The organism is Octadecabacter arcticus 238 (assembly GCF_000155735.2).
Classification (GTDB): Bacteria; Pseudomonadota; Alphaproteobacteria; order Rhodobacterales; family Rhodobacteraceae; genus Octadecabacter; species Octadecabacter arcticus.
The window spans coordinates 4,250,926-4,272,500 of record NC_020908.1 but is presented as its reverse complement, the minus strand read 5'-3'; the positions used below and the strand labels follow the sequence as shown (position 1 = coordinate 4,272,500).

Annotated in this window: 18 protein-coding genes, 2 rRNA genes and 2 pseudogenes (1 of these 22 running past the window's edge); 9 read left to right on the top strand and 13 right to left on the bottom strand. The window is 55.1% G+C overall.

Annotated elements, in window-relative coordinates; genetic code table 11:
* The 3 genes and pseudogenes from OA238_RS22165 to OA238_RS35245 all read left to right on the top strand — a co-directional run.
* Positions 1 to 2,572: ribosomal RNA gene (locus OA238_RS22165) — 23S ribosomal RNA — on the top strand; it begins 279 nt to the left of the window's first position.
* Positions 2,573 to 2,683: 111 nt separating this feature from the next.
* Positions 2,684 to 2,798, top strand: a 5S ribosomal RNA gene (gene rrf, locus OA238_RS22160).
* Positions 2,799 to 3,064: 266 nt separating this feature from the next.
* A pseudogene (locus OA238_RS35245) lies at positions 3,065 to 3,595 on the top strand (IS256 family transposase); the annotation flags it as partial.
* Positions 3,596 to 3,905: 310 nt separating this feature from the next.
* Here the strand turns inward: OA238_RS35245 and OA238_RS22150 are convergent.
* The 7 genes and pseudogenes from OA238_RS22150 to OA238_RS22120 form a co-directional block, all read right to left on the bottom strand.
* Positions 3,906 to 4,733: pseudogene (locus OA238_RS22150) on the bottom strand (IS91 family transposase); the annotation flags it as partial.
* Between the two features lie 15 nt (positions 4,734 to 4,748).
* Complete coding sequence (locus tag OA238_RS22145; protein WP_015494990.1) at positions 4,749 to 5,654, bottom strand: tyrosine-type recombinase/integrase; 906 nt, start codon at positions 5,652 to 5,654, stop codon at positions 4,749 to 4,751.
* A 370-nt stretch (positions 5,655 to 6,024) separates the two neighbouring features.
* The gene (locus OA238_RS22140; RefSeq protein ID WP_051076550.1) at positions 6,025 to 6,948 is read right to left on the bottom strand and encodes a glucokinase; all 924 of its coding nucleotides are present in this window, start codon (positions 6,946 to 6,948) and stop codon (positions 6,025 to 6,027) included.
* A gap of 4 nt (positions 6,949 to 6,952) precedes the next feature.
* On the bottom strand, positions 6,953 to 8,050 hold the full coding sequence (locus tag OA238_RS22135; RefSeq protein ID WP_015496930.1) for an ABC transporter ATP-binding protein: 1,098 nt from the start codon (positions 8,048 to 8,050) through the stop codon (positions 6,953 to 6,955).
* A gap of 5 nt (positions 8,051 to 8,055) precedes the next feature.
* Positions 8,056 to 8,949, bottom strand: a complete 894-nt coding sequence (locus OA238_RS22130; RefSeq protein WP_015496929.1) for a carbohydrate ABC transporter permease — start codon at positions 8,947 to 8,949, stop codon at positions 8,056 to 8,058.
* Complete coding sequence (locus OA238_RS22125; RefSeq protein ID WP_015496928.1) at positions 8,942 to 9,814, bottom strand: carbohydrate ABC transporter permease; 873 nt, start codon at positions 9,812 to 9,814, stop codon at positions 8,942 to 8,944. Before OA238_RS22125 ends, OA238_RS22130 begins: the two co-directional genes overlap by 8 nt.
* 71 nt (positions 9,815 to 9,885) lie before the next feature.
* Complete coding sequence (locus tag OA238_RS22120; protein WP_015496927.1) at positions 9,886 to 11,136, bottom strand: ABC transporter substrate-binding protein; 1,251 nt, start codon at positions 11,134 to 11,136, stop codon at positions 9,886 to 9,888.
* A 221-nt stretch (positions 11,137 to 11,357) separates the two neighbouring features.
* Here OA238_RS22120 and OA238_RS22115 point away from each other — a divergent pair, with 221 nt between their 5' ends.
* The 5 genes from OA238_RS22115 to OA238_RS22090 all read left to right on the top strand — a co-directional run bounded on the left by OA238_RS22115 (position 11,358) and on the right by OA238_RS22090 (position 18,084).
* Positions 11,358 to 12,095, top strand: a complete 738-nt coding sequence (locus OA238_RS22115; protein WP_015496926.1) for a response regulator — start codon at positions 11,358 to 11,360, stop codon at positions 12,093 to 12,095.
* Positions 12,092 to 13,543, top strand: a complete 1,452-nt coding sequence (locus OA238_RS22110; protein ID WP_245581371.1) for a sensor histidine kinase — start codon at positions 12,092 to 12,094, stop codon at positions 13,541 to 13,543. Before OA238_RS22115 ends, OA238_RS22110 begins: the two co-directional genes overlap by 4 nt.
* 432 nt (positions 13,544 to 13,975) lie before the next feature.
* Complete coding sequence (locus OA238_RS22105; protein WP_015496924.1) at positions 13,976 to 14,890, top strand: tyrosine-type recombinase/integrase; 915 nt, start codon at positions 13,976 to 13,978, stop codon at positions 14,888 to 14,890.
* Positions 14,891 to 14,896: 6 nt separating this feature from the next.
* Positions 14,897 to 16,105: an IS91 family transposase gene (locus tag OA238_RS22100; protein WP_015496923.1), complete on the top strand. Its 1,209-nt coding sequence runs from the start codon at positions 14,897 to 14,899 to the stop codon at positions 16,103 to 16,105.
* 671 nt (positions 16,106 to 16,776) lie between these two features.
* The gene (locus OA238_RS22090; protein ID WP_245581359.1) at positions 16,777 to 18,084 is read left to right on the top strand and encodes a DUF7986 domain-containing protein; all 1,308 of its coding nucleotides are present in this window, start codon (positions 16,777 to 16,779) and stop codon (positions 18,082 to 18,084) included.
* Between the two features lie 176 nt (positions 18,085 to 18,260).
* Here the strand turns inward: OA238_RS22090 and OA238_RS22085 are convergent, their stop codons facing one another.
* Both OA238_RS22085 and OA238_RS22080 read right to left on the bottom strand, forming a co-directional pair.
* Complete coding sequence (locus tag OA238_RS22085; RefSeq protein ID WP_015496922.1) at positions 18,261 to 18,938, bottom strand: hypothetical protein; 678 nt, start codon at positions 18,936 to 18,938, stop codon at positions 18,261 to 18,263.
* Positions 18,935 to 19,471, bottom strand: coding sequence for a hypothetical protein (locus tag OA238_RS22080; protein ID WP_245581370.1), 537 nt, complete (start codon positions 19,469 to 19,471; stop codon positions 18,935 to 18,937). The genes OA238_RS22085 and OA238_RS22080 overlap by 4 nt, the downstream gene beginning before the upstream one ends.
* A gap of 102 nt (positions 19,472 to 19,573) precedes the next feature.
* Between OA238_RS22080 and tnpA the strand changes: the two genes are divergently transcribed.
* On the top strand, positions 19,574 to 19,993 hold the full coding sequence (tnpA, locus tag OA238_RS22075; protein WP_015494130.1) for an IS200/IS605 family transposase: 420 nt from the start codon (positions 19,574 to 19,576) through the stop codon (positions 19,991 to 19,993).
* Between the two features lie 144 nt (positions 19,994 to 20,137).
* On the opposite strand, the gene OA238_RS22070 is transcribed toward tnpA, so the two are convergent.
* The 4 genes from OA238_RS22070 to OA238_RS30675 are packed head-to-tail and all read right to left on the bottom strand — an operon-like array spanning position 20,138 to position 21,511.
* The gene (locus tag OA238_RS22070) at positions 20,138 to 20,545 is read right to left on the bottom strand and encodes a helix-turn-helix domain-containing protein (protein ID WP_051076549.1); all 408 of its coding nucleotides are present in this window, start codon (positions 20,543 to 20,545) and stop codon (positions 20,138 to 20,140) included.
* On the bottom strand, positions 20,542 to 20,994 hold the full coding sequence (locus tag OA238_RS22065) for a VRR-NUC domain-containing protein (protein ID WP_015496921.1): 453 nt from the start codon (positions 20,992 to 20,994) through the stop codon (positions 20,542 to 20,544). The genes OA238_RS22070 and OA238_RS22065 overlap by 4 nt, the downstream gene beginning before the upstream one ends.
* Positions 20,991 to 21,269, bottom strand: a complete 279-nt coding sequence (locus OA238_RS22060) for a hypothetical protein (protein WP_015496920.1) — start codon at positions 21,267 to 21,269, stop codon at positions 20,991 to 20,993. Before OA238_RS22060 ends, OA238_RS22065 begins: the two co-directional genes overlap by 4 nt.
* Positions 21,266 to 21,511, bottom strand: coding sequence for a MerR family transcriptional regulator (locus OA238_RS30675; protein WP_083906800.1), 246 nt, complete (start codon positions 21,509 to 21,511; stop codon positions 21,266 to 21,268). Before OA238_RS30675 ends, OA238_RS22060 begins: the two co-directional genes overlap by 4 nt.
* Positions 21,512 to 21,575: the final 64 nt, after the last annotated feature.

Here is a 21,575-nt window from a genome sequence, read left to right as displayed (position 1 = left end):
AATCAATAGATACTCCCATAGTAGCGGCGAGCGAAATGGGACCAGCCGAGCCATGATTGTGAATAGAATTTGCTGGGAAGCAAAACCATAGTGGGTGACAGTCCCGTATATGAAGCATGAATGGACGTATTAAGTAGGGCGGAACACGTGAAATTCTGTCTGAACATCGGAGGACCACCTTCGAAGGCTAAGTACTCCTTACTGACCGATAGTGAACCAGTACCGTGAGGGAAAGGTGAAAAGCACCCCGACGAGGGGAGTGAAACAGTACCTGAAACCGAACGCCTACAATCAGTTGGAGGGCCCTTGCGGCCTGACAGCGTACCTTTTGTATAATGGGTCATCGACTTGGTCTATCTAGCAAGCTTAAGCCGTTAGGTGTAGGCGCAGCGAAAGCGAGTCTTAATAGGGCGAATGAGTTAGGTGGATCAGACCCGAAACCGAGTGATCTAGGCATGTCCAGGATGAAGGTTAGGTAACACTAACTGGAGGTCCGAACCCACATCTGTTGAAAAAGATCGGGATGAGGTGTGCCTAGGGGTGAAAGGCCAATCAAACTCGGAGATAGCTGGTTCTCTGCGAAATCTATTTAGGTAGAGCGTCATCCGAATACCCCGGGGGGTAGAGCACTGGATGGGCAATGGGGGCTTACCGCCTTACTGACCCTAACCAAACTCCGAATACCCGGGAGTACTAGATGGCAGACACACTGTGGATGCTAACGTCCATAGTGAAGAGGGAAACAACCCTAACCTACAGCTAAGGCCCCTAATTCATGGCTAAGTGGGAAAGCAGGTGGGACGACCAAAACAACCAGGAAGTTGGCTTAGAAGCAGCCATCTTTTAAAGATAGCGTAACAGCTCACTGGTCTAAATAAGTTGTCCTGCGGCGAAGATGTAACGGGGCTCAAGCCATGAGCCGAAGCTTAGGATGCACATAGTGCATGGTAGCAGAGCGTAGTGTGACATAATTCCATGCGTCCTTACCATCCTTCGGGGTGGATTGGACGCAAGGAATTTTCGATGAAGCCGGCCTGTGAGGGATCCGGTGGAGAGATCACTAGTGAGAATGATGACATGAGTAGCGACAAACAGGGTGAGAGACCCTGTCGCCGAAAGTCCAAGGGTTCCTGCTTAAAGCTAATCTGAGCAGGGTAAGCCGACCCCTAAGGCGAGGCCGAAAGGCGTAGTCGATGGGAACCAGGTTAATATTCCTGGGCCAGGTGGTAGTGACGGATCTCGAGGGTAGTTCATCCTTATTGGATTGAATGGGCTGCTTAGAGGTTCCAGGAAATAGCTCCACCATGAGATCGTACCCTAAACCGACACAGGTGGACTGGTAGAGAATACCAAGGCGCTTGAGAGAACGATGTTGAAGGAACTCGGCAAAATACCTCCGTAAGTTCGCGAGAAGGAGGCCCGGTTTCTACGCAAGTATTGACTGGGGGCACAAACCAGGGGGTGGCGACTGTTTACTAAAAACACAGGGCTCTGCGAAGTCGCAAGACGACGTATAGGGTCTGACGCCTGCCCGGTGCCTGAAGGTTAAAAGGAGGAGTGCAAGCTCCGAATTGAAGCCCAGGTAAACGGCGGCCGTAACTATAACGGTCCTAAGGTAGCGAAATTCCTTGTCGGGTAAGTTCCGACCTGCACGAATGGCGTAACGACTTCCCCGCTGTCTCCAACATCGACTCAGCGAAATTGAATTACCTGTCAAGATGCAGGTTTCCCGCGGTTAGACGGAAAGACCCCGTGCACCTTTACTACAGCTTCGCATTGGTATTAGACACAACATGTGCAGAATAGGTGGTAGGCTTTGAAGCAGGAACGCTAGTTTCTGTGGAGCCTCCTTTGAGATACCACCCTTGTTTTGTTTGATATCTAACCGCGGTCCGTTATCCGGATCCGGGACCCTGCGTGGTGGGTAGTTTGACTGGGGCGGTCGCCTCCTAAATAGTAACGGAGGCGCGCGAAGGTTGGCTCAGACCGGTCGGAAATCGGTCGTTGAGTGCAATGGCATAAGCCAGCCTGACTGCGAGACTGACAAGTCGAGCAGAGACGAAAGTCGGTCATAGTGATCCGGTGGTCCCGAGTGGAAGGGCCATCGCTCAACGGATAAAAGGTACGCCGGGGATAACAGGCTGATACTGCCCAAGAGTCCATATCGACGGCAGTGTTTGGCACCTCGATGTCGGCTCATCTCATCCTGGGGCTGGAGCAGGTCCCAAGGGTATGGCTGTTCGCCATTTAAAGAGGTACGTGAGCTGGGTTTAGAACGTCGTGAGACAGTTCGGTCCCTATCTTCCGTGGGTGTAGGATATTTGAGAGGAGTTGCCCCTAGTACGAGAGGACCGGGGTGAACGTTCCACTGGTGGACCAGTTGTCGTGCCAACGGCAGTGCTGGGTAGCTATGAACGGACAGGATAACCGCTGAAGGCATCTAAGCGGGAAGCCCCCCTCAAAACAAGATATCCCTGAGAGCCGAGGTAGACTACCTCGTCGATAGGCCAGAGATGTAAGCGCAGCAATGCGTTCAGTTGACTGGTACTAATGGCTCGATAGGCTTGATTTGATCCAGTAGAAGCAAGGCATGCCTTGTAATACTAGACAATGAAGTCATACACATACCACGAACAGTAATGCTGACTTGGACAACGCTTGATATTGTAAATTCTTTTCTTGGTTTGGTGGTCATAGCACGAGTGAAACACCTGGCTCCATTCCGAACCCAGTCGTTAAGCACCGTTGCGCTGATGGTACTGCGTCTTAAGACGTGGGAGAGTAAGTCACTGCCAAACCTAGTAAAGAATTCCAATATAAAGCGCTTGTATCTCTCATTCGATGATCATTAATACTTAGCAGCCCCTTGGGGCGGCTTTTGTGTTTCAGAATCCCAAATTAAAAAATGATTTAACACTAAATGAGTGACTGAAAAACTATGCCAATAAAGTAAGCCGAGCTTCACACTGTGAAATTACACGGTAACAGCTGTTCAATGGGAGCTCTGACTGAATCTGGTGTTTCTGGGATTTGAAGGTTGGCGGCGTATCTGGTTGATTTGTTGTTGGAAGCGGCCTTGCCGTGGCTCTACCTCAAAGGGATTTCCAGTGGCGAAATGGGCGCGGCCCTCAAGGTTCTTCTGGGTCCTGATGCCGCTGGCTTATCAGCAAATACGGTCTCGCGGCTGAAGCGTGATTGGGCCAAGGAATATGACGGCTGGAGAGAGGCAGTGCTGGAGGATGAACCTTTGGTCTACATCTGGGCCGACGGCGTCCACAGTGGCCTTCGAGGCGAAGATGATAAGCTCTGCGCCCTTGTGATTGTTGGCGTCACAGCCCGTGGCAAGAAGCGGTTCTTGGCTATCGAGGACGGGGTGCGCGAGTCCACGCAGAGCTGGCGCGAAGTTCTGTTGAGCCTCAAAAGCCGGGGGATGAATGCCCCCAAGCTGGCCATCAGGGACGGTGCCATGGGGTTCTGGGCCGCTATGGATGAAGTCTATCCCACAACGCGGCACCAACGTTGCTGGCAACACAAAACGATGAACGTACTCAACTGTTTGCCCAAGCAAAGAGAGACGGATATGAGTAAGGGAATTCGGTTTACAGATGAGTTCAAGCGGGACGCTGTGGCACAGGTTGTCGAGCGTGCCCAAAGCTCGGACCAAGACAAAACAAGTTGGAACGCCGTCGTTCGATGTCCGCGCTGCACTCTTTGGTGTTCTGGGGCACGACCTGACACAAATCCACGGACTTGGACAGTTCCTGTCCCTCAAGTTGGTTGGAGAATGCGGAACAGTACGAGGCGCTCCTGTGGTCCATTTGTCCCAGAATGCCTCCTTCCATTCCAAAGAACAGATCGCACCATCAAACCATGGGATCAAATACTTAGAAGTATCGAAAAATTGAATCGAAACGGATCAACCGGCTGTTTGAAATGGCAATCCGATGTGTGTAGCGCGATAGGTATGCCAGCACCGCTTTTGGCCCGGTGAAGGGTTCTTTGGCGTAGACCACCCATTCGATTTTACGCAGCGGTTGCAGGAAAGTGTCAAAGACATTTCGATCTGCAAGGTTTGTGAGATCGCCGAAGAATTGCAGTTTCCCGGCCTTATGCAGCTTGGCCAGCCCTTCCAGAATGAGCCGCCGATACAAGCGGGATAGAACGTGGACAGACAGGAAGAAGTTCTTGCGGCAGGCGATCCATTTTGAACCATCTGTCGAAAGCCCTCCCCCCGGCACGATCATATGGACATGGGGGTGGTGGGTCATCGCCGAGCCCCAAGTGTGAAGGACCGACGTTATGCCAACCTTTGCCCCCAGATGTTTAGGATCAGCGGCGATTCTGACCACAGTGTCCGCGCTTGCCCGCATCAGAAGATTATAGATCTCGCGTTTGTTCTGATATGCGATGTCAGCAATCTGCTTTGGCAAGGTGAAGACCAGATGGAAATACCGCACAGGCAGCAGTTCAGCCTCACGTGCCGCAAGCCATATCTTCGCTGCACCCGCCTGGCATTTTGGGCAGTGACGGTTGCGGCATGAGTTGTAGGCGATATGCTCATGCGCGCAGTCGGCGCAGCGCGCGACATGACCGCCAAGCGCCGCGGTTCGACAGCGCTCAATCGCACTCATGACTTTGAACTGGTTCAGGCTGATGTGTCCTGCGTTTGCGGCACGCCAAGCAGCACCATGGTCACGGAAGATATCCGCGACCTCCAGTGATCGACTGGGCATGGTGGCCTATGAAGGCTAAGGCTTGCCCTTCTTCCGCTTGGCTCCATTCAGATCATCCAGCGGACTGTCCACTGCCGCAATCATGCCCGTGGCAACGCTGGCATAGCGCGCAGTAGTTGTCAGTTTGGAATGCCCGAGCAAGGCTTGGATCACCCGGATATCGACGCCGCGCTCCAACAGATGGGTTGCAAAACTGTGCCTCAACGTGTGCAGCGTGACCGGTTTGGTGATCCCGGCTTCCCGCGCGGTCTCTTTAAATAGCCGCGATATCTGTCGCGCTGAGAGGTGTTTGCCGCGATAGCCGGGAAAGAGGACCCGCTCGGGTGCAGGAACATCCTTGTCCTGACCGGTCGGCCGTTCTTTCCACCAGTCGCGCAGCAGGCTCAAAATATCGACAGGCAGCATGACGATGCGATCCTTGCGCCCCTTCGATTGCACGATGCGGATGATTTCCTGATCGCTATCAATATCACCAACTTTGAGCCGCACGACCTCGCCCGCACGCATCCCGCAGCCATAAGCCAGCGACAACATCACGCGCGCCTTCAGGCTCGGAGCCATAGCCAGAATGCGTTTAATCTCCTTTTTGCTCAGCACCAGTGGCACTTTCACCGGTTCCTTCAAATGGAAGATCTCGGCCACAAGATCATGCCGTCGAAGGGTCACGCGGAGCAGAAACTTGACCCCTGTCATCGTTTGGTTTCGGGTGCAGATGCTGACGCCGCTCTCGATCAGGTGTTGTTGGAAATACTTCACATCGTCTGGCGTGGCCGTCTCTGGCGAGCGCCCTAACCAAGCCGCAAAACGCTTACAGGCGCGCAGGTGACTACTCTGTGATGCAGGGCCGAGATTGCGCCCTGACATATCGGAAATCATGCGCGCACGAAGGGGCGTCGTTGGTGTCGATTGTTGAATGTTCATCGGAATATCCTCTGTCAATCGAGGCAAAATCACCTCGACCAACAGCACACACCCAAAATCTAGAATCGCGCAACAAATCCCTGTTAAGCCCTACACCCGCAGCAAGCGCCCCTATCGCGGAGCGATTTAGTGCATGGGCGGGAAGCAGACATTCGCTGCGCTTTGCACCGAGGCCCACTGTGCGGGACAAACGCACCATTCACCCCCACGCCACGAGCCGCAAGATGTATGAGACTGAGGCCCGGCTTTATGAGCAAAAGGGCATAGGACTAAACCTACACCCCTTGGGCAGTATCTCACACGCTAGGCGGGTGGTTACTTACATTCACGGGAACTGCAGTGTAGCTTGTACTAGAAGCCGCAATCTACCTCACTTTCTATGGTCATGAGCCGCACACCCATAGAGGGCGGCAAAGTCGTCTTCGATTGTGAACAGACTATGTATTCGGTCGCCAAAGATGTCGCAAGGTTGCGCAAAGACATCGATAAGTCGGGCCGTTGATATGCTTAAAACAGCCCTGGCGACGCTGCCTGCAAGATATATGCCAGAGGACGGCATATAGGCCAGCGACAGATCACGCAACAGCTGTCCAATCAGTGCAGCGTAGTGATCAACGGCATTCGAAATGGCCGGGTTGATTGACGTCTTGTAGGACTGGATCGCAGTGGTTCCGAGCAAGGTATCGTCGCCGGTAACCTGCTGGCAAAACAACGTTAAGCCGCGTCCTGAAAACAGTGTTTCGATCGTTTGAAACAGGTCTGGCGAATGACCGATTGCCTTAAGCATGTCCGACACGTTTTTTGGCATAGAAATATGCCCTGCTTCGACGGCAAGGCAATGAACGCCGTTGGGTGTACTCAAAACAGGGCTAACGTTAAATCCCGTCCCGATCCCGACGACCAAAGATTGCCCGGTCCTTGACGGCAACACGGGACCGTTATAAATGCGCCGCAACTGGGTTGGGAGCAGTGAAGGGACTGCATACCCAAGTGAAGACAAATCGTTGACCAGAATCACGTGCTTACAGCCGAACCGTTGGAGCAATTCGGTCCTTAGAATTGTCCAATTCCGGTTTGTCAGCACCGCTTTGTCACCGTGAACCGGCCCCGCAACGGCGATAACCATTTCATCCAGCGGCGCAGACGCGTGGTCTTTGAGATAGGCCGTTACGATATCGTAGAGGTGCGGCAAGTCGTCATTGCTAAAATTGCGAACGGTTTGCGGGACGATTGCAACGTCTTTGCACAAAGCCAAACGTGCATTCGTCCCGCCAATGTCTGCCACCAAACGCATGCGGCTAATTCAGCCGCAAACCGGTCTCGGGTTCAAAATAGGAGACCTTTCCAAGATCAAACGCCAGACGCTGAGCAGTGCCTGCGGCAGCTGTTGTTTCAGCATGCAAGCGCGCGGTCACGTGTTTACCGCCAAGCTGCATCACAGCAAACGTATCGGCGCCTGCGGGCTCAACAATATCAATCAGACAATCCGCTTGTTGCGTGTCGTCTGTGCGGGCAAGGGCGGCGTCTACGATATCTTCAGGACGCACTCCAATAATGACATGCTCGGGCAAGTCGGTATTGCGCTTGTCTGTCAAAACAATCGGATCAGCGTCCTTGCGTGCGATTTCAATCTGAATGCCTTTGCCGTTCGCTTTTGTCTTGGCTGGGATCAGGTTCATCGCTGGGCTGCCCATGAAGTCGGCCACAAACAAGTTGGCAGGACGATTGTATATCTCGGCTGGTGTGCCAATTTGCTGGATCACGCCGCCTTTCATCACGACAATCTTGGTCGCCAGTGTCATGGCTTCGATCTGATCGTGTGTGACGTAGACCATGGACGCGCCAAGCCGTTGATGCAGGGCCTTGATCTCTGTCCGCATCTCGACGCGCAGTTTGGCATCCAGGTTGGACAGTGGTTCGTCAAACAGGAACAACTTTGGATCCCGCACCAAGGCACGACCCATCGCGACACGCTGGCGCTGACCACCGGATAATTGGCCCGGTTTGCGGTGCAACAGCGGTTCAATCTGTAACTGTGTGGATACGTGCTTAAGCTTGGCGTCCTGTGTTGCCTGATCGATGCCGCGTACTTTCATCCCGAAGGTGATGTTCTTGGCCACGGTCATGGTCGGATATAAAGCGTAGGATTGAAACACCATCGCGATGTCGCGGTCCTTGGGGCTGACGTTGGTCATGTTTTGCCCGTCAATGAACAAGTCCCCCCCTGTGATCGGCTCAAGCCCTGCGATACAATTCAGGAGCGTTGACTTACCACAACCGGAAGGCCCGACGAGGACCAGAAAGTCCCCTTTTTCAATCGACACATTGATGTCCTTCAGGACTTCGGTGGACCCGTAGTTCTTGTAGAGATTCTTAACTTCGAGAATAGGTGACATCTGATTTATCCCTTTACAGAACCAGCGGTCAGACCGCGAATGAAATATTTGCCAGCAACGACATAGACAAGCAGCGTCGGCAGGGCAGCGATGATCGCTGCGGCCATATCAACATTGTATTCTTTGACACCAGTGGTCGAGTTTACGATGTTGTTAAGAGCAACCGTCACAGGCTGAGTGCCAGCTTGGCTAAAGCTCACTCCAAACAGGAAGTCGTTCCAGATCTGGGTGAACTGCCAGATGACGGACACAACGATGATCGGCAGGCTCAGTGGCAAGAAGATCGACCAGAAGATACGAAAGAACCCTGCACCATCCACTTTCGCCGCCTTTGTCAACTCGGAAGGGATGCTCACATAGTAGTTGCGGAAAAACAGCGTGGTAAAGCCGAGGCCATAGATCACGTGGACAAAAATCAGACCCGGAATAGTGCCAGAGATCCCCAACTTGCCCAGCACGATCGCCATTGGCAGCAGCACGACCTGAAACGGGATGAAGCAACCAAACAACAATAATGCAAAAAAGATGTTAGCGCCTTTGAACTTCCATTGCGCCACAGCGTAGCCATTCAACGCGCCGATGATTGTAGAGATAAGAACCGCGGGAATGGCGATCAGAAGTGAATTCAGGAAATATGGGCGCACGCCTTCACATTGGATACCTGTACAGGCGCCAGACCAAGCAGTGCGCCAAGCATCAAAAGTGACTTCACGTGGTAGCGATACTAGATCGCCCGTGCGGATTTCATCCAAAGATTTCAGCGATGTTGTAATCATCACAAACAGCGGCATCAGATAAAATAGCGCAAAGACGCCAAGCAGGATGTAGAGGATAAAGCGCAGAACCAGTTTGGTCGTCGGGCTTTGGGTGCGGGTTGGGGCGTAAGGCATATCAGTCATCTTTGGTCCTCAATTCTGAATAGAGGTAAGGGACAACAATCGTGAACACGACAAGCATCATGACCATGGCTGAACTTGCCGCCTGCCCGATGTCACCGCGCGAAAACGCCATGGCATACATGTAGGTGGCTGGAAGATCGGTCGCGTAACCTGGGCCACCGCCAGTAAGCGCGATGACGAGGTCAAAGGCTTTGATCGCGAGGTGGGCCAGCACGATGAACGCGCTGAGGAAAATCGGGGCCATCGACGGAATAATGATCGCAGAATAAACGCGCCAAGTGGGGATGCCGTCGACCTGGGCGGCCTTGATGATTTCTTCATCCACAGAGCGAAGCCCGGCAAGGAACAGCGCCATAACGAAGCCGGAACTTTGCCAGACCGCTGCAAGCACAACAGTGTAGATCGCCATGTCAGGATCAACCAGCCAGTTGAATTCAAAATTTGCGAACCCCCAGCCTTTGACGGTGGCTTCGATGCCAAGTTCAGGGTTCAGGATCCATTTCCATGCGGTGCCTGTGACAATCATCGACAAGGCCATGGGATAAAGATAAATCGTGCGGATTGCGCCTTCAGTGCGGATTTTCTGGTCCAGCAGGATTGCCAGAAGCAGACCCAGCACCATGGCGATCACGATAAATAGCGTGCCAAAGATGGCGAGGTTCACCATCGCGGTCTCAAACCGTGGCGAGTCGGCGAGGCGCTCATATTGAATGAAGCTATCAAACTCGTAGCGCGGCATTAGACGCGAGCGTGTCAGTGACACCCAAGCCGTCCAGCCGATAAAGCCGTAAACAAACACCATGACGGCGATGAATGACGGCGCCAAAACGATTTTTGGCATGTTGTCTTGCAACCATCTAGTCATGTGAAGTCCCCCCTTTGGTTGGTGGCCCTGCCCCAGATCAGGGCAAGGCCGTTTTCGTAATCATTAAAAGATTACAGGGAGTTGGCGACAGCCTTAGACAACATCTGAACCGCTTCTTCAGAAGACATGTCAGAGTTGAAGTGCGCTGTTACAACGTCTGTGATCGCGCCGGACTGCGCACCAAACAGTGCCATGCCGTGTGCGTAAGACGGCATCAATGTGCCGCCATCGTTTGTAGACGCCATGTCAGCAGCAGAGATCTGCGCGCACTCATCAAAGCCGGACAGATCAACGTCTGTGCGGGCTGGGATGGAACCTTTGTTCATGTTGAACACTTCTTGGAAGTTAGGCCCCATGATGAGTTCAGCCAGCAGTTCCTGACCAGCGGCTTTGCCGTCACCTTCTACAGAGAACATCGCAAAGCTGTCCACGTTGTAGAGATAGCCGTCACCCGGAGTGGAGGCGCATGTGAAATCAACGCTTGGCACTTTTCCAGCAGCGAGGAATTCACCCTTTGCCCAGTCACCCATGATCTGGAAAGCCGCTTCGCCGTTCATGACCATTGCTGTTGCGAGGTTCCAGTCACGACCAGAGAAGTTTGGATCAACATAGCCACGCATGGTGCGCATCTGATCAAACGCTGCAATCATCGTGTCAGATGTCAGCGCCTCTGGGTCGAGGTCTACGAGAGCTGCCTGGTAAAACTCAGCGCCGCCGAGGCCCAGAACAACAGTTTCGAACACAGTCGCGTCCTGCCAAGCCTGACCACCGTGGGCCAGCGGAATGATACCAGCGGCTTGCAGTTTTTCGGCTGCGGCGTTGAACTCGTCCCAAGTTGTTGGCATCTCGATGCCGTTGGCGGCCAAGATTTCTGTGTTGGCCCAGATCCAGTCAACGCGGTGCACGTTTACCGGCGCCGCACACCAAGTGCCTTCGCACTGCATGTGTGCTGCGATGGAGGCTGGAAGCAGGTTTGCCCAGTCGTTGGCTTCTGCAACGCTGGAAATGTCAGCCAGAACGCCTTCGGCATACCATTCCTGAATGGCTGGGCCCTTGATCTGTGCTGCTGTTGGCGCGTTGCCGGACAGAACGCGTGCACGAAGTGCCGTTCCAGCAGCGTCACCGCCGCCGCCAGCGACTGGCATGTCAGTCCATGTGCCGCCGTTTGCAGCGAACTCTTCTTGCAGAACCGCGACTGATTTCGCTTCGCCACCGGACGTCCAGTAGTGCAGAACTTCTGCTTCAGCGTGACCGTCAGCAGATGCAGCGCCAGCGGCACAAACGGCAATCGCAGATGCGGTGCTTAATACATAAGATTTCATTTTGGTTTCCTCCCAAAGAATTGCCCAACACGGGCTTGGTGCAGCGACATTGGTGTTGCGACGTCAGCCATGCAACGGACGACTAACGGCCATTCGTCCTGATCATGCATTAATCTGGGCAAGCCGTTACAACTTGTTACGCAAGGCTCGATTTTGTTGCACAATGTTACGTAAGGGTTGGGTCACCGCTGCTCAGGCGGCTGGCAAAGGGGGAAACAGACATGGCGATACCACGCATCTTGGTTGTCGATGACGATGTAGAAATGCGCGCAATGATGACGCAGTTCTTGCAACAGAACGGTTCTATCGCTCTGCCCGCCGCAAACGAGGCGGAGGTGCGCCGCCACATCGACGGTGGCCGCGTCGATCTGGTGTTACTGGACGTAATGTTAGGCGACGAGAACGGTTTGGAGATTTGCAAGCACCTGCGCCGCGAGCAGGACGTGCCGATCATTATGGTATCTGCGTTGTCTGCCGATCACCAACGAATGGAGGGGTATGCGGTTGGCGCGGACGACTACATTGCCAAACCGTTTAATCCTGAATTGTTGTTGGCGCGGGTCAAAGCGGTGCTATCGCGCACGCGCCGGTCGGCGTCCTTGGTGCACCGTCGGAACACCAAAACCTTTCAGTTCTATGGCTGGACCTATGACGCTAAAACCAGCGAGGTTCTTTCCCCCATCAAAGTACAGGTCGCTCTGTCTCGCCGTGAAACCGCGTTATTACAAGTGTTGCTCGCCAACCCACACATCCCCCTCACTCGCGAAGAAATTGCGACCAACCTAGATGTCACCGGCGAAGGCCAGTCTCCCAATGAGGCGACGGGTCGCGCGATTGATGTTTTGGTAGGGCGCTTGCGCACCAAGATCGAAACGAACCCGAAGGAGCCCAAAATTCTGAAAACGGAACGCGGTGTTGGATATGTTTTCGCTGTGGATGTTGCGGTGTCAGACACGTGAGAAACCCACTAAACAGCCTGCGCGCAATAGGGTCCATATTGGTTCTTGCGGCGCTTTTTTTCGGTGGTGGCACGGTTTGGATGTGGGAAAAATCCACATCGGATTGGCGCGCATATGGCACGGCGTCCTACGATGCTGGCGTGACATTGTATTACGCAATGCAAAACGGCACAGCCCCACCCGCAGGCATAATCATCTCACCTCTCCCTGCCGACGATCAGGTCCATGCAACGAGCGGATTATTCCGCCAGATTGCAGGTGCTCCGCCTACCTCGCGGATCACGATTGTCCCAATCTTGCTCGATGTTGCCAATCAGATCACTGGTGCCTCCGTCACTATGGCTATCCTTTCACCTGATCTAACCTACGGTCTTGCGGATCTGCCGCACCGCGACGGGCAAACGGCGGCAGAAACCATGGGAGCGATCACCCAAAAATTGGCCACGTTCTGTACCGATCCGTTCGTCGTGGCCCGCATGGGAGAGGCCGACTGGGTTGAATTAGACGGCAACTCGGTTTGGGGGTGCGCCGCTGCCCCCCCTGATCGCCGCATACTCGCAGCGCTTTTGGCGGTGGTCGCAACTGGCACTCTCATAACCGTCGCGTTGAATTTGCCCGTGTCATTCTTGTCCTTCGCGGGACAGCTGAGCAACCGCCGACGCGTTGGCGGCCCCACTCACTATGACCCAACAGGTCCACAAGAACTGCAAGAAATCATAACAGCGGTTAACAGCTATCTGGAAATTGAACGCGAACAATTGGCTGGCCGCGCCGCTGTGTTGTCGGGTGTCAGCCACGACCTTGGCACACCCGCCACGCGGCTACGTCTGCGCGCCGCGTTGATAAAAGACCCCAACCTGCGTCAAAAATTTGAAACTGACATCGACAGCATGGCAGGCATCATCGAAAGCGTGCTGACCTATACCCATGTCGAAATGGGTGCCGAAAAACCGCGCAACCTGTCATTGCCGTCACTATTGGATGCCATCGTTGCCAATTACCAGGATGTGGGACGCCCAGTGACATTCCGCAAAGCCAAAGACGTCATTGTACAGGGTGGGAAATCTATCTTCATGTCGCGACAAGGCTACGGTGTGGTGTCCAACGATCGTGACACTGTCGTTTATGGCCGTCCCGTATCTCTTCAACGGGCCATTACAAACTTGATTGAAAACGCGCTGAAATATGGCCGCCGCGCTACCGTATCGCTTGAAGTAAACGCGCAGTCCGCGACGATCATCATCGAAGATGAAGGTTCTGAAAGTTCTGCCGCCGAGATTGAAAAGCTTTTGGCCCCGTTTCAACGTGGCGAGAACACCACAACGATAGATGGCCACGGGCTTGGCCTTACCATTGTAGCGACAATTGCTAAATTGCATGGTGGCAGACTTACATTCGAAGATTCCGCGACGGGTGTGACCGCGCGGTTGGTTATTCAGCGATCTTGAGACACGGAACGAAAATTAGACAGCCACGACATTTAGCTATGCAATACTTCAAGTGGCTAGAAGCGAGTTTTTCATTGCCGACAGCCGTCGGAATGGTCAGATTTTATCGTAAGGTTGCTACAGTTCTCAAAAGGGTGGTTCGTGCGGATAGTAGATCATCGAGCCATGCGACTGCAGCGCAACCCTACAATGTCCGCTTTGGCGAAGTAGCAGTTGGATTCTAATTTCATTATCGATGGCCGCTGAAAGCCGAGAGCCGATATTGCATCCGTTGGCATGAACAGCGGCTTTGTCCGCAAGCACTAAATCGCTCCGCGATATGGGCGCTTGCTGCGGGTGTAGGGCTTAACAGGGATTTGTTGCGCGATTCTAGATTTTGGGTGTGTGCTGTTGGTCGAGGTGATTTTGCCTCGATTGACAGAGGATATTCCGATGAACATTCAACAATCGACACCAACGACGCCCCTTCGTGCGCGCATGATTTCCGATATGTCAGGGCGCAATCTCGGCCCTGCATCACAGAGTAGTCACCTGCGCGCCTGTAAGCGTTTTGCGGCTTGGTTAGGGCGCTCGCCAGAGACGGCCACGCCAGACGATGTGAAGTATTTCCAACAACACCTGATCGAGAGCGGCGTCAGCATCTGCACCCGAAACCAAACGATGACAGGGGTCAAGTTTCTGCTCCGCGTGACCCTTCGACGGCATGATCTTGTGGCCGAGATCTTCCATTTGAAGGAACCGGTGAAAGTGCCACTGGTGCTGAGCAAAAAGGAGATTAAACGCATTCTGGCTATGGCTCCGAGCCTGAAGGCGCGCGTGATGTTGTCGCTGGCTTATGGCTGCGGGATGCGTGCGGGCGAGGTCGTGCGGCTCAAAGTTGGTGATATCGATAGCGATCAGGAAATCATCCGCATCGTGCAATCGAAGGGGCGCAAGGATCGCATCGTCATGCTGCCTGTCGATATTTTGAGCCTGCTGCGCGACTGGTGGCAAGAACGGCCGACCGGTCAGGACAAGGATGTTCCTGCACCCGAGCGGGTCCTCTTTCCCGGCTATCGCGGCAAACACCTCTCAGCGCGACAGATATCGCGGCTATTTAAAGAGACCGCGCGGGAAGCCGGGATCACCAAACCGGTCACGCTGCACACGTTGAGGCACAGTTTTGCAACCCATCTGTTGGAGCGCGGCGTCGATATCCGGGTGATCCAAGCCTTGCTCGGGCATTCCAAACTGACAACTACTGCGCGCTATGCCAGCGTTGCCACGGGCATGATTGCGGCAGTGGACAGTCCGCTGGATGATCTGAATGGAGCCAAGCGGAAGAAGGGCAAGCCTAAGCCTTCATAGGCCACCATGCCCAGTCGATCACTGGAGGTCGCGGATATCTTCCGTGACCATGGTGCTGCTTGGCGTGCCGCAAACGCAGGACACATCAGCCTGAACCAGTTCAAAGTCATGAGTGCGATTGAGCGCTGTCGAACCGCGGCGCTTGGCGGTCATGTCGCGCGCTGCGCCGACTGCGCGCATGAGCATATCGCCTACAACTCATGCCGCAACCGTCACTGCCCAAAATGCCAGGCGGGTGCAGCGAAGATATGGCTTGCGGCACGTGAGGCTGAACTGCTGCCTGTGCGGTATTTCCATCTGGTCTTCACCTTGCCAAAGCAGATTGCTGACATCGCATATCAGAACAAACGCGAGATCTATAATCTTCTGATGCGGGCAAGCGCGGACACTGTGGTCAGAATCGCCGCTGATCCTAAACATCTGGGGGCAAAGGTTGGCATAACGTCGGTCCTTCACACTTGGGGCTCGGCGATGACCCACCACCCCCATGTCCATATGATCGTGCCGGGGGGAGGGCTTTCGACAGATGGTTCAAAATGGATCGCCTGCCGCAAGAACTTCTTCCTGTCTGTCCACGTTCTATCCCGCTTGTATCGGCGGCTCATTCTGGAAGGGCTGGCCAAGCTGCATAAGGCCGGGAAACTGCAATTCTTCGGCGATCTCACAAACCTTGCAGATCGAAATGTCTTTGACACTTTCCTGCAACCGCTGCGTAAAATCGAATGGGTGGTCTACGCCAAAGAACCCTTCACCGGGCCAAAAGCGGTGCTGGCATACCTATCGCGCTACACACATCGGATTGCCATTTCAAACAGCCGGTTGATCCGTTTCGATGCGCAAAACGTCACCTTCCGCGCCAAGGACTATCGCCTCAAAGGTGCGGGCCGCCACACGACCATGTCCTTATCCACAAATGAGTTCATTCGCCGGTTCCTGATCCACGTGCTGCCCAGAGGCCAGCACCGCATCCGACATTATGGGTTCTATGGGAATAGCAACCGCACGGCCAATATCGCGCGGATCCGGCAACTGCTGGGGGCCAAAACCCCTCACAAGGAGCACGATAAAGGCAACACCATCAACGATGCAGATGAACCTCCTCGTGTTCTTGCTCTGCCTTGCCCATGTTGTGGCGGGCAGTTGATAATCGTCGACACAATCGCACCAGCCCAACATCCCAGAGCGCCGCCAAAAACACAAAGGGCTGCTGCATGACGCGCGCACCGCACATCACGAACGACACCCTCGGCCGCTCGCTATATCTCCTGCGAACCAATCGGCATGCTTTGATCAAGCGATCAGCGTGGCAAAACATGGTGACGCCGACAAAATACCGTGAGTTTCAACCAACAGCAGGCAAAACCGGCGCTGCGCTTAACTCAATGCGCCCCGCCAAACTGGCCTGTCAGCTCCGGGCGAAAACACACGCATTGCGCAAATCCCCATAGCAACAATCGATCCACCCAGACCAACCCCGCGATTTCCCGCTTGAGCGCCTCTCCGACGCCAGGCAATGTTCCGCGTCACCCAAACCTCGCGCGTGGCGTCCGAGAAACCTACACCATAGTGTGAGTTCGGTCATGCATTGGTTTTGCTGTTGCAGCGAATGTCCGGCTTGACGGGCCGCACTGCAGCATAGCCGATGATAGGTGAACGTCCGGTAAGGGCCGATCACGTTTAAAAGCCAGCATGGGGATTTTAATTGCTGACTGCCATACTACACGACAGTAGGGTGGTATGCTCACCGACAGAATGGCGGCCGTGGGCTGTGATCAGAAGCTATGTTGTGCCTCCGAACTATTTGTAACCTGACGGCGTGTTTTCTATAGGTGTACTTTGTCGATGCACAATTCTGGAGGGCTGGTATGCGAAATGACATCTCAAATTTGCTGGATTTTATCAGGCAGGATGATCTCTGGTTCGGGCGGCTACAGGATGTGACAACCGAACACCTCATGCCAGCGCTTGAGGAATTTGATCTGGATTACGACGACCTACCCGAACTGTTAGGGGAACCATGGCCTAGTGTATTGTGGGGATGCGGATTCGAGGATTTCCTTTCTCGCCGGGACGATGAAGGCAGTGTCGTTGACCTCTACCTTAAACGTCGTGGCTGGAATGAAACGGCCGCCAATAGAGAATATTTTGCAGCTCTTCGCGATACGCCAGTGAGCCTTTACGAAGTCAGTAACGTTAAACTTGGCGAGTCTATGGTGCTCAAAGACTTGGTTGGTGATAGGGAGCGGGTCACCGTTTTTGAAAAGTCCGCCACGCGCTCCCTAAAGCAATGGGACCGAATTGCCGTCCGCGTGATTGCCGAGGGCGACACGCACGTCATCTCGGGCGCATTGTTGGCCTTTTCGGCTGAAGCCGTCGAATTTCTGTTCGAAGGGCTTCGCGCAGCAATGAAACTGAAGGGGAACGCCCCGTTACAGCTAACGACGCGCCAGTTGATGGACTGCGCCCCCGTCTTTACCAGCGCTTGGTTGTTTACCACGCTACCAAAGGCCATGTCTTCTGGAATTCCAGAGCTCTGCAACTCGGATGGCGACGACGTGATGTTTCATGATCTCAGGTTTCGTTTGGCGCCGGGTGTGCTACAAAAAGAAATTGCGGCCTGCTTGGATGACGTCAAAGGTTTCGTGCCCGAGGGGCCGCGTTTCTGGAACTGGCTTGCCCTGCGCAACACGCCCAAGAAGGGGAGTGGAATGATGTTGGACACAGAAATGACAGGACGCACCGTGCTGGGAACCCTCGAGCTCAAAGGGAAATCTCTGCTGGTACAGGTGAATTCGGCTGCCCGCGCAGAAAAAATTGCCGCGTTGGTGATAGAGGCAACAGGCAAACGTCTGAAGCGGCCTTTGACCGCAATCCGCACCGTTGAGCAAGTGATGTCTGAGGAACGCGCTGAAACGTCTTTGGAAGGTGCAGACGAGATTCCGCCACACATCGAGAAACAGATCACGCATGACTATATGGATAAGCATTACCGCGAAACCTTGGATGCCCCATTGCCTGCCTTGGACGGCAAGTCGCCGCGCCAAGCTGTACGCAGCGCAGCTGGTCGTGAGAAGGTGGTTGACTGGTTGAAACTTCTCGAGAACCGCAGTGACAAGCAGCAAAACGCTGTACTAGCGGAATACGATTTTGGTTGGATGTGGGCAAAGCTTGGCCTGCAAGAATATCGGAAATGAGGTGATGCCGTCTATTGCATGATCAGCTCTGGCCCCTCCGTGCCGTCTTGAAAGCCTCACGACCCGACGATGAACTTCCCAAATTACTGCACGAAACTCGAATGGCCGTTCTGGTATGCCGCATCGCAACATCTGGTCGGCAAGTGAATGGCAGGTCTGGGCCGAGATCGACGTTATCACTTGTTTTTCCAAGGTTTCACCTTCGGCATTACTCCCGTGACCTCCACGTCCCTCAATATTCTACCCGCTACCAGCCCATCGTGCACCCAATCCAAGGCAGCCCACCAGTCGTCATAGCCTCGCCGTGCAGATGCGATCTGCTCCGGATGCGGCCGCCAGATGACGGGGCAGTGCAGCACATCAACGCGGCGCCACTTGCCCCGCGAAACGACGCGCTCTGTCCCGATCACCTCGGTGACGGCCTGGACACCGTGCTGGTTCTCGCTCGTCTCCCGCGGCACGCAACGTGGGACAACGCCGGGCATCCAGTCGGGTGTCATCCCCGCCCGCGCCAGCTCTGCCACGCGCAGCGCCATGCGGATCCCGCCAAGGCTGTCGGGCAGCCCGGCGACGGTGGCCGCGATGACCTCGGCATCCTCATGGACATAGCCGCCCATCTTGTGTTGCCCGCCATCGATCTGACAGCCTAGGACGGCGCGCTGCATCAGGACGTATTCCAGCCCAAAGCCACGACTTTCCTCATCCGCGTCTTGGCGTGGCGGCAGCTCCAGCTGGGCTTTCTCGACCCGGAAGGCCCATTCGAGGCCTGCCTGTACGCCCAGCGCGCGTTTGGACTTGCCGCCTGCGCTGGGCTGGCCCCGCATGCGGGCGAATCTGCGATCGAACCTGCTCATAGCACCCCCCGCAGTCGCAGCTGGTCGGGTGTGACCAGTTTGCGTGTCAGCATCAATCCGCACATGGCGCTGCTGATCGCATTGGCGGGCAGGTAGGCGTCGGAGTTCACCATCCCGGCGTAGAACGCCGCAAGTTGGTCATCGCTGGGACGGGGACCGGCATCGCGCTTGCGCTGTCGCTTGGGGTTTCGGCCGCTGGCTGTGGCTTGTTTTGCCGCATCGGCATCGCGCCGTACCGCGCGCTCCATCGCCCGATCAAGCGCTTTGGGTCCATCAGGTGGGGCGGGGTGGGCTTCTCGAGTCTCTCGTGCGACGGCAAGGATCCGATCCTGCGACATCCCCAGATGATCAATCCATCGCTGCACGTGCTGTCGTGCTGGCCAACCCTGCCACCAGGCGGGCAATGCCTGATCTGCATCCAAGCCCAGCGCTTGCAGCAGGTCACCAAAAAAATCATCAAAGCCGGTTTCGCGCGCTGGCGCGTCCTCCTCCTCCTTTACTGGTTTACTTTCCACAAACGGGATTAAAGCCACCGGCTTCCAGCCGGTCCGCTTTAGCGTAATGTACTATAATCTTCCCTCTCATTTTTAAGACCCCGCGAAGCAGTAAGGGTCTTAAAAATGAGAGGGAAGATTATGATCTATTCCACAGGAAGCCATACCAAATTTTATCACCGGTTTCACGTCGTCTGGACAACAAAATACCGATACAAAGTTATGCGCGGTGAGATGCGTGAGCGTATCCGTGAAATCATTATCCAAACATGCCAAGAACTTGGCGTGCATATTGAGAAGGGCGTATTGTCGACCGATCACGTCCACATGTTCATATCGGTCCCGCCTCAGATAGCATTGTCAAAGGTGATGATGCGGATCAAGGGACGCTCGTCTTATAAGATACAGCGCGAGTTTCCCGAACTGCGCAAACGGTACTGGGGCCAGCGGTTTTGGGCTCGCGGATTTTTCTCAACAACTAGCGGCAATGTCACTGACGCTGTCATACTTCAGTATCTTGAATTACATTCAAAAAGGGAACCTACCGGCGTCAGCCGGTAGTCGTTCAGTTAAAGGTTCTCTTACAAGGTTAGTGTCCCAATTTGAGACACGGGAATCGCTGTTTTTGAGACACGGGTTTGCGCAAAAATGAGACACGGCCCCGTGTCCCAAATCGAGACACGGCTCTGGCGGGATTGGCGCAGGTTAACCGTTGTCAGGCATGGCTTTTTCCGACCTGCCCCCGTGTCTCATATCGGGACACGGCTCTGGTGGTACGTCTGCGTCGCAAGGGGGGGTGTCCCCGCCCTCCGGCTTTCCGGGCTCGGATGGCGAGAAGTCCGACTCAAACCCAAGCAAGTAGCGGGTGGGGCGCTGCTGCCCGGTCCTGGCATCGACAGACCGTATTCTGCGGATAAGCCCGCGGGCTTCCAGATCATCCAGATGGCGGTTGAGGGTGGCGCGCCCGATCTCGCAGTCATGTGCCAGCCGCGCTTGGGAGGGGAAGCAGCCGTAATCGGGATTGAAGCGGTCACACAGATGCCAGAGCACGATCTTGGTGGTGGGCTTGAGCCCTCGGCGCTGGATGGCCCAGTTGGTGGCGGCATGGCTCATGAGGTGACCCTCCGCTCCGGGGTGCCGGCACCAACGCGCTGGGCGCTTGCATTCCGCTGGGTATCCCGTTCACCGACCTGCACGACACGCGTAATAATCCCGTAATCCGCCAATGCGCCCAGCGCGTCATCCATAGTGCGCACCAGGGCCCAGCCAAAGCCCAGCGCCAGCACGGCATCGCGAAACCCCTCCTGCGCGGGGCTGAGCCGTCCCTTCAGAGACTTCAGCTCCAGAAACAGCACGCGCCCATCGCAAAGGACGATGAGATCGGCAAAGCCGGGATGCACGCCCATGCCTACCAGGATCGCCTGACGCCGCGCGCCGCGGGGCCCGGCTTCCGTCACCTCATTGACGCAGTGATGCACGATGGCCCCCTTGGGCAGGGCAAAGCGCAGGGCCACAACAACAGCGCGCTGCAGATCTGCCTCGGGTGTTGCGCGCCGCTTCATCGCTCCACCTCCGGGTCCTGGCCACGATGATGGCCGCGCCCAAGGGTCTTGGCCTCCAGCACCACCAGCAAGATGCGCGCATCCTCGCGTTCCTTGGGCGTCTCGCCGTGGCGGACCAGCACATTGCAGGCGATGCGCAGCAGGTGATCGGAATGATGGATCACGTCAGCGACAACCATGCGTGCCTCACGCCTCCGCTCGTCGATCCAATCCGTGCGTGCCTCATCGCGTTCAGCGCGCCGGCTCCGTTGGCGGAAGGGTAAGGGGATGCTCATCGGCGTGCCCCTGCGCGTCGAGGGTTCGGCATCTCCTGCTGCGTCAGCCAATCCTGCACTGCATCGCGCCGGTAATAAACCTTCCGCCCAGCGCGCACGCAGGGCGGACCAAATCGCAGCCCCTCCCAGCGACGCAGGGTTTCGACTGTCACACCGAGTTCAAGCGCCAGGTCCAGTCGGCTGATCCAACCGCTTAAGAGTTTTGTTTTGGTGGGTCGTAGGGTCGTTCTTTGTTGTGTCATCTTCTGTCTCCTGTTTGTCGCCCGAACCGGACGGATTGCAGGCCTCAAGAAACGCAGAAACGAA

Bases quoted from the DNA above. Each gene is read 5' to 3' on its own strand.
- OA238_RS22060 (WP_015496920.1), bottom strand. From the start codon at position 21,269: ATGAGCATCCCCTTACCCTTCCGCCAACGGAGCCGGCGCGCTGAACGC.
- OA238_RS22140 (WP_051076550.1), bottom strand. From the start codon at position 6,948: ATGCGTTTGGTGGCAGACATTGGCGGGACGAATGCACGTTTGGCTTTG.
- OA238_RS22130 (WP_015496929.1), bottom strand. From the start codon at position 8,949: ATGACTGATATGCCTTACGCCCCAACCCGCACCCAAAGCCCGACGACC.
- OA238_RS22070 (WP_051076549.1), bottom strand. From the start codon at position 20,545: ATGAGCCATGCCGCCACCAACTGGGCCATCCAGCGCCGAGGGCTCAAG.
- OA238_RS22125 (WP_015496928.1), bottom strand. From the start codon at position 9,814: ATGACTAGATGGTTGCAAGACAACATGCCAAAAATCGTTTTGGCGCCG.
- OA238_RS22120 (WP_015496927.1), bottom strand. From the start codon at position 11,136: ATGAAATCTTATGTATTAAGCACCGCATCTGCGATTGCCGTTTGTGCC.
- OA238_RS22085 (WP_015496922.1), bottom strand. From the start codon at position 18,938: ATGAGCAGGTTCGATCGCAGATTCGCCCGCATGCGGGGCCAGCCCAGC.
- OA238_RS22065 (WP_015496921.1), bottom strand. From the start codon at position 20,994: ATGAAGCGGCGCGCAACACCCGAGGCAGATCTGCAGCGCGCTGTTGTT.
- tnpA (WP_015494130.1), top strand. From the start codon at position 19,574: ATGATCTATTCCACAGGAAGCCATACCAAATTTTATCACCGGTTTCAC.
- OA238_RS22105 (WP_015496924.1), top strand. From the start codon at position 13,976: ATGAACATTCAACAATCGACACCAACGACGCCCCTTCGTGCGCGCATG.
- OA238_RS22135 (WP_015496930.1), bottom strand. From the start codon at position 8,050: ATGTCACCTATTCTCGAAGTTAAGAATCTCTACAAGAACTACGGGTCC.
- OA238_RS22145 (WP_015494990.1), bottom strand. From the start codon at position 5,654: ATGAACATTCAACAATCGACACCAACGACGCCCCTTCGTGCGCGCATG.
- OA238_RS22115 (WP_015496926.1), top strand. From the start codon at position 11,358: ATGGCGATACCACGCATCTTGGTTGTCGATGACGATGTAGAAATGCGC.
- OA238_RS30675 (WP_083906800.1), bottom strand. From the start codon at position 21,511: ATGACACAACAAAGAACGACCCTACGACCCACCAAAACAAAACTCTTA.
- OA238_RS22100 (WP_015496923.1), top strand. From the start codon at position 14,897: ATGCCCAGTCGATCACTGGAGGTCGCGGATATCTTCCGTGACCATGGT.